The organism is Cupriavidus sp. KK10 (assembly GCF_018223725.1).
Taxonomy (GTDB): domain Bacteria; phylum Pseudomonadota; class Gammaproteobacteria; order Burkholderiales; family Burkholderiaceae; genus Cupriavidus; species Cupriavidus necator.
This window is the reverse complement of sequence record NZ_CP073677.1, coordinates 559601-570233: the sequence shown is the minus strand read 5'-3', so window position 1 is coordinate 570233 and position 10633 is coordinate 559601. Positions and strand designations below refer to the sequence as shown.

Here is a 10633-nt window from a genome sequence, read left to right as displayed (position 1 = left end):
TGCCCGGATGCGCTCCGGATGCTCAAATCTTGGGCAATGGCGACGGTTTGGCGGTAGAATCCTGCCCTCGCACATGTCCCGATCCAACGCCGGCAGCAGTTTCGGCAGGGGCATGTTTTTCCGTTTCGTCTTCCGTCTCAGAGCAGGCCGTCCCGATCCCTTCCCTGGCGCCATCCGCGCCGCGAAGGCGCTACGGTCACCGGGACAGCCTCTCAGAACCGCCGCCCAATCGTGCAGATCGGACCTCACCAACTCCGCAACAACCTGTTTGTCGCCCCGATGGCGGGCGTGACGGACCGGCCCTTCCGCCAGCTGTGCAAGCAGCTCGGCGCAGGCTATGCGGTGTCGGAAATGGTGGCGTCCAACGCACAGCTGTGGAAGAGCGAGAAGACCATGCGCCGCGCCAACCATGCCGGCGAGGTCGAGCCCATCGCCGTGCAGATCGCCGGCGCCGAGCCGTCGATGATGGCCGAGGCCGCGCGCTACAACGTGGACCGCGGCGCGCAGATCATCGACATCAACATGGGCTGCCCGGCCAAGAAGGTGTGCAACGTCGCCGCCGGCTCGGCCCTGCTGCAGAACGAGCCGCTGGTGGTGCGCATCGTCCAGGCCGTGGTCGGCGCCGTGGGCGACCGGGTACCGGTCACGCTGAAGATCCGCACCGGCTGGAACCGCGAGAACCGCAATGCGCTGCGCATCGCGCACATGGTCGAGGACGCGGGCATCAGCATGCTGACCATCCACGGCCGCACCCGCGCCGACCTGTACCACGGCGACGCCGAGTACGAGACCATTGCCGCGGTCAAGGCAGCGGTCTCGATCCCGGTGGTCGCCAACGGCGACATCACCACGCCGCAGAAGGCAAAGCAAGTACTGGCGCTGACCGGCGCGGACGCGATCATGATCGGCCGCGCGGCGCAGGGCCGGCCTTGGCTGTTCCGTGAGATCGAGCACTTCCTGAAGACCGGCGAGATGCTGCCGTCGCCGGAAGTGGCCGAGATCCGCGCCATCATGAATGCGCACCTGGAAGACCACTACGACTTCTATGGCGAATTCACCGGCGTGCGCACCGCGCGCAAGCATATTGCCTGGTACACGCGCGGGCTGCGCGGCGCCAACCTGTTCCGCCACCGCATGAACACGCTGGAGAGCACCGCCGAACAACTGGCGGCGGTCAATGCGTTCTTCGACGAGCAGGCGCAGATCTCTGACCGGCTGGTGTACGTGGACGACGCAGCACAAGACCAAGACGAAGCGAACAACAACAAAAACGGGGAGTTGCTTGCCGCATGAGCCGCAACGCTATCGACCAGTGCATCCGGGAAAGCCTGGATACGTACTTTCGCGACCTGGACGGCGAAGAGCCGTCCAATATGTACAACATGGTGCTCGAGGCCGTCGAACGGCCGCTGCTGGAAGCCGTGATGGTGCGCGCCGAGCGCAACCAGTCGCTGGCGGCCGCCTACCTGGGCATCAATCGCAATACGCTGCGCAAAAAGCTGCAGCAGCACGGTTTACTTTGAATTTGAAGCATCTCCCACAGCCATGATCAAGCAAGCCCTACTCTCCGTTTCCGACAAGACCGGCATCGTCGATTTCGCGCGCGAACTGAACGCGCTCGGCGTCACGCTGCTTTCCACCGGCGGCACCGCCAAGCTGCTGGCCGACAGCGGCCTGCCCGTGACGGAGGTGGCCGACTACACCGGCTTCCCGGAAATGCTCGACGGCCGCGTCAAGACGCTGCACCCGAAGGTGCACGGCGGCATCCTGGCGCGCCGCGACCTGCCCGAGCACATGGCCGCGCTGGCCGAGCACGACATCCCGACGATCGACCTGCTGGTGGTGAACCTGTACCCGTTCCAGCAGACCGTGGCCAAGGATGACTGCACCCTGCCCGACGCGATCGAGAACATCGACATCGGCGGCCCGACCATGCTGCGTTCGGCGGCCAAGAACCATCGCGACGTGACCGTGATCGTCGACCCGGCCGACTACGCCGTGGTGCTCGATGAAATGCGCGCCAACGCCAACAGCGTCGGCTACGACACCAATTTCCGCCTGGCCACCAAGGTGTTCGCGCACACCGCGCAGTACGACGGCGCCATCACCAACTACCTGACCAGCCTGGGTGCCGACAAGTCGCACCAGGCCCGAAGCGCCTACCCGCAGACGCTGAACCTGGCCTTCGACAAGGTGCAGGAAATGCGCTACGGCGAGAACCCGCACCAGTCCGCCGCGTTCTACCGCGACCTGAAGGCCGTGGACGGCGCGCTGGCCAACTACGTGCAGCTGCAGGGCAAGGAACTGTCGTACAACAACATCGCCGATGCCGACGCGGCCTGGGAATGCGTCAAATCGTTCGACGCCGCCAACGGCGCCGCCTGCGTCATCATCAAGCATGCCAACCCGTGCGGCGTGGCGCTGGGCGCGAATGCACTGGAAGCGTATGACAAGGCCTTCAAGACCGATTCGACCTCGGCCTTCGGCGGCATCATCGCCTTCAATGTCGAGCTGGACGAAGCCGCCGCTCAGGCCGTGGCCAAGCAGTTCGTCGAAGTGCTGATCGCCCCGTCGTTCAGCGCCGGCGCGCGTGCCGTATTCGCGGCCAAGCAGAACGTGCGCCTGCTGGAAATCCCGCTGGGCAAGGGCATCAACCAGTATGACTTCAAGCGTGTCGGCGGCGGCCTGCTGGTGCAGAGCCCGGACGCCAGGAACGTGCAGCCGTCCGAGCTGCGCGTGGTGACGCGCCGCCACCCGACCCCGAAGGAAATGGACGACCTGATGTTCGCCTGGCGCGTGGCCAAGTTCGTCAAGTCCAACGCCATCGTGTTCTGCGGCGGCGGCATGACGCTGGGCGTTGGCGCCGGCCAGATGAGCCGCGTGGATTCGGCCCGCATCGCCAGCATCAAGGCGCAGAACGCCGGCCTGACGCTGGCCGGCTCGGCCGTGGCCTCTGACGCGTTCTTCCCGTTCCGTGACGGCCTGGACGTGGTGGTCGACGCGGGCGCGACCTGCGTGATCCAGCCGGGCGGCTCGATGCGCGACGACGAAGTGATCGCCGCCGCCGACGAGCGCGGCATCGCCATGGTGGTGACCGGCACGCGCCACTTCCGCCACTAAGCACTGGCAGGCTTGCGGTCTTGCCTGGCAAGACCGCCGGCTCCCGAAGCGGTTTCGTTCTCCTGCAAGGGAAAGCGAAACCGCTTTTTGCATTAGGTGCCGGCGCAAAAGGCAATACACTAACGACGGTATCCCACCCTACCCAGTTCATGCGAATCCTAGGCATCGACCCCGGCCTGCGCACCACCGGCTTCGGCGTGATCGAGAAGCACGGCAACAAGCTTGCCTACGTGGCCTCGGGCACGATCACGAGCGACGGCAATTCAACCCTGCCGGAACGGCTGAAGACGCTCTACGACGGCATCAGCGAAGTGTCGCGCACCTATGCACCCGACTGCGCGGCGATCGAGAAGGTCTTCGTCAACGTCAACCCGCAGTCCACGCTGCTGCTCGGCCAGGCCCGCGGCGCGGCAATCTGCGGGCTGGTGGGCTACGGCTTGCCGGTGTTCGAGTACACCGCGCTGCAACTCAAGGTGGCGGTGGTCGGCTACGGCCGCGCCAACAAGGCGCAGGTGCAGGAAATGGTGACGCGGCTGCTGATGCTGCCCGGCCAGCCCGGCAGCGATGCGGCCGATGCGCTCGGCGTGGCGATCTGCCATGCCAACGGCAGCGATACCCTGGGCACGCTGTCGGGCCTGGCGCCCGACCTGGTGCGCAAGGGCATGCGCGTGCGGCGCGGGCGGCTGGTCGGCTGAGCACGGCCAGCGGCTGGCGCTTGCTGTGCCCGCTCCCCCATCTTTTACAATCGGGCCTTGGTCTCACCACAGGAACGCTGCATGCCTAGCCAGTCCCGATTGAGCGCGCCGCGTTGGCGCGCAGCCAGCCTCTTCCCTGTTCTTGCCTTCCGGCGATGGCTGTTCCCGGCCGCTGCGGCCTGCGCCGTGCTGGTCGCCGGCTGCGCCACCGCGCCGCGCCCTAAGCCCGTGTCTGCGGCTCCGGTGCCGGCACCCGCCGCGAGCGCTCCGCCTGCGGCCGCCGCCACCCAGCCTCCCAGGCCGCTGGTGATCGCCCACCGCGGCGCCAGCGCGCTGCGCCCGGAACATACGCTTGCCGCCTACGCCAAGGCCATCGAGGACGGCGCCGACGCCATCGAGCCCGACCTGGTCATGACACGCGACGGCGTGCTGGTGGCGCGCCACGAGAACGACATCACCGGCACCACCAACGTGGCCGAACTGCCGCAGTTCGCCGAGCGCAAGCGCACCAAGGTGATCGACGGCGAGCGCCTGAGCGGCTGGTTCACCGAAGACTTCACGCTGGCCGAGCTCAAGACACTGCGCGCGCGTGAGCGCATCCCGCGCCTGCGGCCGGCCAATGCGCGGTTGAACGACCAGTTCGAGGTGCCGACCTTCGACGAGATCGTGCGGCTGGCCGAGCAGGCCTCGCTGCGCACCGGCAAACCCATCGGCATCTATCCCGAACTGAAGCATCCGAGCTATTTTCGCGGCATCGGCCTGCCACTTGAAGACAAGCTGGCAGCGGCCTTGCGCGCGCAGCCCTACTTGCGCCAGGCGCCGGTGTTTATCCAGTGCTTCGAGAGCGGCAGCCTGCGCGCGATGCGACGCACGCTGGGCCGCGGGCTGCCCAACGTGAAGCTGGTGCAACTCATCGGCAACCCGCGCAAAGGCCCCGCGGACTGGAAGCTTGCCGGCGACCCGCGCACCTTCGACGACATGCTGAGCACGACCGGCCTGCGCGAAGTGGCAGCCTACGCCGACGGCATCGGCCCGGAGAAGAGCAGCGTGGTGCCACGCGATGCGCAGGGCGCGCTGGCTGCGCCGACGCCGGTGGTGCGCCAGGCGCATGCTGCCGGGCTGTTCGTCCATCCCTACACCTTCCGCCCGGAAAACAGCTTCCTGCCCAAGGCGCTGCAGACCGGCGGCGACGACGCCACGCGCAGCCCGTCCGGCATGGAGCGGGAGGTGCAGGCCTTTATCGCGGCCGGCATCGACGGCTTCTTCACCGACGACCCGGCGCTGGGCCGCCGCGCGGTGGATACGCCGGCGCGCTGATCCGGCCGGGCGGCCGCTGGGCTACACTTGCGGCCGCCTCCTCCCTGACACCCCACCTTCCATTCCCTCCTCCGCACCATGATCGGACGCATCGCCGGCACCCTTATCGAGAAGAATCCCCCGCACCTGCTGGTCGATTGCCACGGCGTCGGCTACGAGGTGGACGTGCCGATGAGCACCTTCTACAACCTGCCCGCGGTGGGCCAGCCGGTGACGCTGCTGACGCAGCTGATCGTGCGCGAGGACGCGCACCTGCTGTACGGCTTCGGCACCGCATCGGAACGCAACACCTTTCGCGAGCTGATCAAGATCACCGGCATCGGCGCGCGCATGGCGCTGGCGGTGCTGTCGGGCATGTCGGTCCCCGAGCTGGCGCAGGCCATCACGCTGCAGGAAGCCGGCCGCCTCACGCGCATTCCCGGCATCGGCAAGAAGACCGCGGAGCGGCTGCTGCTGGAGCTCAAGGGCAAGCTGGGCGCGGAGCTGGGCCATGCGCCGGGCACGCCGGCGGTGCCGGACAGCGCCGTCGACGTGCTCAATGCGCTGCTGGCGCTGGGCTACTCGGAGAAGGAAGCTGCCGCCGCGATCAAGCAGGTGCCGGCGGGGACCGGCGTGTCGGAAGGCATCAAGCTGGCGCTCAAGGCATTGTCCAAGGGTTGAGAGCTGCATAGGCGCGTAGAATGGCGGCTTGTTGCCGCTGTCCGGGCCCCTGACCATCATGATCGAAACTGACAAGCTTGCCGCCCCCGCCCGCGTGATCGCCGCCACCCCCGCCTCGTCGCAGGAGGAGGCGTTCGAGCGCGCGCTGCGGCCCAAGCTGCTGGACGAATATGTCGGCCAGGAAAAGGTGCGTGGGCAGCTCGATATCTTCATGCACGCCGCGCGCAACCGGCGCGAGGCGCTGGACCACGTGCTGCTGTTCGGCCCGCCGGGCCTGGGCAAGACCACGCTGGCCCACATCATCGCGCGCGAGATGGGGGTCAACCTGCGCCAGACCTCGGGCCCCGTGCTGGAGCGCCCGGGCGACCTGGCCGCGCTGCTGACCAACCTGGAAGCCAATGACGTGCTGTTCATCGACGAGATCCACCGGCTCTCGCCGGTCGTCGAGGAAATCCTGTACCCGGCGCTCGAGGACTACCAGATCGACATCATGATCGGCGAAGGCCCGGCGGCGCGCTCGGTCAAGCTCGACCTGCAGCCGTTCACGCTGGTGGGCGCCACCACGCGTGCCGGCATGCTGACCAACCCGCTGCGCGACCGCTTCGGCATCGTGGCGCGGCTGGAGTTTTATACCGCCGATGAGCTGGCCCGCATCGTCACGCGCTCGGCGCAGCTGCTGCATGCCCGCATCGACCCGCAGGGCGCGCTGGAGATCGCCCGGCGCGCGCGCGGCACGCCCCGTATCGCCAACCGGCTGCTGCGCCGCGTGCGCGACTACGCCGAGGTCAAGGGTGACGGAAACATCACTCGCGCTATGGCCGACGCAGCGCTGGCCATGCTGGACGTGGACAGCGTCGGCTTCGACCTGATGGACCGCAAGCTGCTCGAAGCCGTGCTGCTCAAGTTCGGCGGCGGCCCGGTGGGCGTTGACAACCTGGCCGCGGCCATCGGTGAGGAGCGCGACACCATCGAGGACGTGCTCGAGCCCTACCTGATCCAGCAAGGTTATCTGCAGCGCACGCCGCGCGGGCGCGTGGCCACGGCTGCCGCCTATCGGCATTTCGGCCTGGCCAACCCGCAAGGCAGCGGCGCGACCGAGCTGTTCGGCGACGCCTGACAGCGCGCTGCAGTGCAGCAATAGCGCCTTGGCAGGGCCCGGCGCAGCACCAATTAAATGTTTTAATTTCGCGCTCCAAATTTTTTCGAAGTGGATTGCTGGCCCGTGGCCGATTGTCCACAATGGCTTTATCGGCACCGGCCCGGTGCTGCGATGGCCGCGCCCCGCCAGGCACGGCACCTTCACAAATACGTCAAGGAAAGCCAATGATTCGCCATTCGTCCAGCCTGCTCGCCGCAGCCCTCGCCGCCACCGCGTTCGCCGCCGGCAGTGCCAACGCCCAGCGCCCGCCGGCGCCGGTCGGCGTGGCCGAAGAAGCGGTCATCAGCGGCAAGATCGTCGATATCGATCCCGAATCCAAGGCCGTGCTGGTCCAGGGCCCGCGCGGCAACGTGGTCGAACTGGTGGCTGGCGACGAAGCCCGCAACTTTGGCCAGATCCGCAAGGGCGACATCCTCACCGTAGCGCGTGGCGCCGCGCTGGTCGCCGCGCTTGAACCGGTCGACAGCAAGGCCACCGCACTGGCCGAATCGGTCGACCGCACCACGCGCGCCGCAGAGGGCGGCAAGCCAGGCATCATGCGCGAGATCACCACCACGGTGACCGCACAGATCACCAAGGTCGACCCGGCCAAGCGCCTGATCACCTTCCGCGGTCCGCGCGAGACGCTGCGCACGGTGAAAGTGCAGGACCCGGCCATCGACCTGAACGGCATCAAGCAGGGCCAGATGGCCAAGATCGTCTACCGTGAAGTCGTGGCCATTACGGTCAAGGCACCCGCGGCAGCCGCAGCCAACTGAGCCACTGAGCCAGACGCGGTACTTTTCCCATCAGGAGGTTACCTATGAATCGTCGCCACTTTGTTACCCGGGTTGCCGGATCGGGCCTGCTCGTCGCCACGGTGATGGCTGCGGGCTGCAGCACTACCGGCACCAGCGCCTCGAAGGACCCGGTCGCCAAGAAGCAGGAAATCGATGCAGGGGTGGACGGAGCGCTGAACCGGCTGTTCTCCACCAACGCCGGCGCACGCGACCTGGCGCAGCGTGCGCAAGGGGTCCTGGTGTTCCCGCGCGTGATCTCGGCCGGCCTGGTGGTAGGCGGCGAGTACGGCGAGGGTGCGCTGCGATCGAAGGGCGCGACGGTCGGCTACTACAGCACGACGCAGGCCTCGGTCGGGCTGACCGCCGGCGGGCAGTCCAAGGCCGTCATCATCATGTTCATGACCCCGGAGGCCTACAACAAGTTTGTTTCCAGCAAGGGCTGGACCGCCGGCGCCGATGCCAACGTGGCGGTGGCCAAGATCGGCGCGGACGGCAGGCTCGACACCCTGACCAGCCAGCAGCCGGTGATTGCCTTCGTGCAGACCAATGCCGGCCTGATGTTCGACGTCTCGGTGAACGGCGCCAAGATCAGCAAGCTGGAAATCTGACGCGGCCACCCGGCTGCGCCGCTCTACCTGAAGTTCCCGGCTTCGGCCGGGAATTTTCATTTCGGGCGGCCACAGCAACGCTTGCGCACGCCGCGGCAGGCGCGGCGCAATCCGGGGCCCGCTGGCATAATCGCGCCCAAAACACCGCGCGCCAGCGCGTCCGACCGGGAGCCCCCATGTCCGCCGTCCCCGCCAGCACGACCCAACCGGGCCGTGTCTACCGCTACTATGACTTAGTCATGGTGGCCTTTGTCACCGTGCTGCTGTGCTCGAACCTGATCGGCGCGGCCAAGGCGGCGCAGGTGACGTTGCCGGTGATCGGCACGGTGACCTTCGGCGCCGGGGTGCTGTTCTTCCCGATCTCCTACATCTTCGGCGACGTGTTGACCGAGGTCTACGGCTACGGCCGCGACCGGCGCGTGGTCTGGGCCGGCTTTGCCGCGCTGGCGTTCGCCACCTTCATGAGCCTGGTGGTGTTGAACATGCCGGTCGCGCCCTTCATGGCGGACTACCAGAAAAGCCTGCAGGAGGTGTTCGGCAACACCTGGCGGATTGCGCTCGGCTCGCTGATCGCCTTCTGCTGCGGCAGCTTCACCAACAGCTACGTGCTGGCCAAGATGAAGCTGTGGACGTCGGGGCGGTGGCTGTGGACGCGCACGATCGGCTCCACGCTGGCCGGGGAGCTAGTCGACTCGTCGCTGTTCTACGTGATCGCCTTCTACGGCATCTGGCCGCTGGAGAAGGTGATCCAGGTGGCGGTGGCGCAGTACGTGCTGAAGACCGGCTGGGAAGTGGTAATGACACCGGTGACGTACAAGGTGGTGGGGTTCCTGAAGCGGGCCGAGAACGAGGATTACTTCGACCGCAATACCGACTTCACCCCGTTCCGCGTCCGCGTGTAGCGCTACGGCACGCGCCGGTCCACCTCGTCCAGCGCCAGGTTTTCCAGGTGGCTGACATCGCCCCACTGCGCCAGCGTCAGGTGGGTGCTGTCGCTGCGTAGCCGGTTGACGCTGGCATTGAGCAGTTCATGCTGGCGCGGCGCTTCCAGCGTCATGCCGGTGGCCTCGCGGTACAGGCAGTCGAGCACGCCACCGTGCGCCACCAGCGCGATGCGCTCGCCGGGATGCCGGCGCGACAGCGCCAGCACCACCTCGACCGCGCGCTCATGGAAGCCCAGCAGCGACTCGCCTTCAGGCGGCGCGTAGTCCGGCACGCGCGCCTGCCAGCGGGCGAAATCCTCGGGCAGGTGCTCGGCCACTTCGGCGTAGGTCTTGCCCTGCAGCGTGCCATAGCTGCGCTCGCGCAAGCGCGCATCGGGGCGCACCTGCAGCCCCAGCACCTCGGCCAGCGGCGCAGCGGTTTCCATCGCACGCGACAGGTCGCTGGCATATACCGCATCGATCGGCTCGCCCGCCAGCGCAGTGGCCAGCGCGCGCGCCTGGGCGCGGCCGGTCTCGTTCAGGGGAATGTCGAGCTGGCCCTGCAGCCGGCGCTCCCGGTTCCAGGCCGTTTCGCCGTGGCGGATCACGATCAGGTGGGTATAGGCCAGCGAATGCGGCCCGGGGCTTTGCGACATGCCGTTTCCTTCGGGATTTCCTTGAGGCCGGGCACCGCGCGGCTGGCGCGGCGCCGGCCAGGCGTTATTTCGCCAGCTTCGGGTTCAGCGTATAGGTTCCGGTGAGGCTGGCCTGCGCCAGCACATGGCCCTGGATCGCGTCGCGCACCTGCGCGCCGGTGAACGTGCCATCCAGCGGCAGCCGGTCGACGTCCAGCGCATACAGCGTGAACACGTAGTGGTGCAGCAGCGTGTCGTTCCACGGGGGGCACGGGCCGTCATAGCCGTAGTAGTCGCCCTTCATGTCGGCATCGCCGGCGAACCAGCCGGTGTAGTCGTTGATGCCGTGGCGCAGGCCGCCCGCGGTGGCGGTGCCGCCGGCGGCTTCGGGGCCCGGCTTGCCGCGCGCGATCACACCGTCGCTGTGCGAGCCCGCCGCGATCGAGGTCAGGCCCGGCGGGATGTCGACCAGCACCCAGTGGAAGAAGTCCACGCGCGGCAGCGAGGCCGGCACTTCGCGGCCTTCCTGGTTGACGTCGTCGCCCTTGCTGGGGACGTCGCGGTCGTGGCAGATCAGCACGAACGAGCGCGTCTCGGCCGGGGCGTCTTCCCAGTGCAGGTCGGGATTGCGGTTGTTCGACAGGGCCACGTGGGCGGTGGCGTCGGGCACGCAGAAGGCGAACTCGCCGGGAATCGGCGCGTTGTCGTTGAAGGACTTGCTCCAGAGTTTCATTTGT

The 10633-nt window shown here is 67.6% G+C and carries 12 protein-coding genes; 10 read left to right on the top strand and 2 right to left on the bottom strand.

Features of this window, described 5'->3' with window-relative positions:
• Nucleotides 1-231: 231 nt before the first annotated feature.
• From dusB to KB879_RS02850, 10 genes are all read left to right on the top strand, one after another.
• On the top strand, nt 232-1293 hold the full coding sequence (dusB, locus tag KB879_RS02895; protein ID WP_013955584.1) for a tRNA dihydrouridine synthase DusB: 1062 nt from the start codon (nt 232-234) through the stop codon (nt 1291-1293).
• Nucleotides 1290-1523, top strand: a complete 234-nt coding sequence (locus tag KB879_RS02890) for a Fis family transcriptional regulator (RefSeq protein ID WP_010813887.1) — start codon at nt 1290-1292, stop codon at nt 1521-1523. Before dusB ends, KB879_RS02890 begins: the two co-directional genes overlap by 4 nt.
• 22 nt (nt 1524-1545) lie before the next feature.
• Nucleotides 1546-3120, top strand: coding sequence for a bifunctional phosphoribosylaminoimidazolecarboxamide formyltransferase/IMP cyclohydrolase (purH, locus tag KB879_RS02885; protein WP_013955583.1), 1575 nt, complete (start codon nt 1546-1548; stop codon nt 3118-3120).
• Nucleotides 3121-3269: 149 nt separating this feature from the next.
• Nucleotides 3270-3815 (top strand): crossover junction endodeoxyribonuclease RuvC, encoded by a 546-nt coding sequence (gene ruvC, locus KB879_RS02880; protein ID WP_013955582.1) that lies wholly within the window; start codon nt 3270-3272, stop codon nt 3813-3815.
• Nucleotides 3816-3896: 81 nt separating this feature from the next.
• Complete coding sequence (locus KB879_RS02875) at nt 3897-5132, top strand: glycerophosphodiester phosphodiesterase (protein ID WP_153953242.1); 1236 nt, start codon at nt 3897-3899, stop codon at nt 5130-5132.
• A 78-nt stretch (nt 5133-5210) separates the two neighbouring features.
• Nucleotides 5211-5792, top strand: a complete 582-nt coding sequence (ruvA, locus tag KB879_RS02870; RefSeq protein ID WP_013955580.1) for a Holliday junction branch migration protein RuvA — start codon at nt 5211-5213, stop codon at nt 5790-5792.
• 58 nt (nt 5793-5850) lie between these two features.
• Complete coding sequence (ruvB, locus tag KB879_RS02865) at nt 5851-6909, top strand: Holliday junction branch migration DNA helicase RuvB (protein WP_013955579.1); 1059 nt, start codon at nt 5851-5853, stop codon at nt 6907-6909.
• 206 nt (nt 6910-7115) lie between these two features.
• Entirely contained in the window at nt 7116-7709 is a 594-nt protein-coding gene (locus tag KB879_RS02860) for a hypothetical protein (RefSeq protein ID WP_010813893.1), read from the top strand.
• A gap of 44 nt (nt 7710-7753) precedes the next feature.
• On the top strand, nt 7754-8338 hold the full coding sequence (locus KB879_RS02855) for a YSC84-related protein (protein ID WP_013955578.1): 585 nt from the start codon (nt 7754-7756) through the stop codon (nt 8336-8338).
• 176 nt (nt 8339-8514) lie between these two features.
• Nucleotides 8515-9240, top strand: coding sequence for a queuosine precursor transporter (locus KB879_RS02850; RefSeq protein WP_013955577.1), 726 nt, complete (start codon nt 8515-8517; stop codon nt 9238-9240).
• Between the two features lie 2 nt (nt 9241-9242).
• On the opposite strand, the gene KB879_RS02845 is transcribed toward KB879_RS02850, so the two are convergent.
• Both KB879_RS02845 and KB879_RS02840 read right to left on the bottom strand, forming a co-directional pair.
• A complete protein-coding gene (locus KB879_RS02845) occupies nt 9243-9917 on the bottom strand; it encodes a histidine phosphatase family protein (protein WP_035824657.1) in 675 nt (224 codons plus the stop codon).
• Between the two features lie 64 nt (nt 9918-9981).
• Entirely contained in the window at nt 9982-10629 is a 648-nt protein-coding gene (locus tag KB879_RS02840; RefSeq protein ID WP_013955575.1) for a YbhB/YbcL family Raf kinase inhibitor-like protein, read from the bottom strand.
• Nucleotides 10630-10633 lie beyond the last annotated feature (4 nt).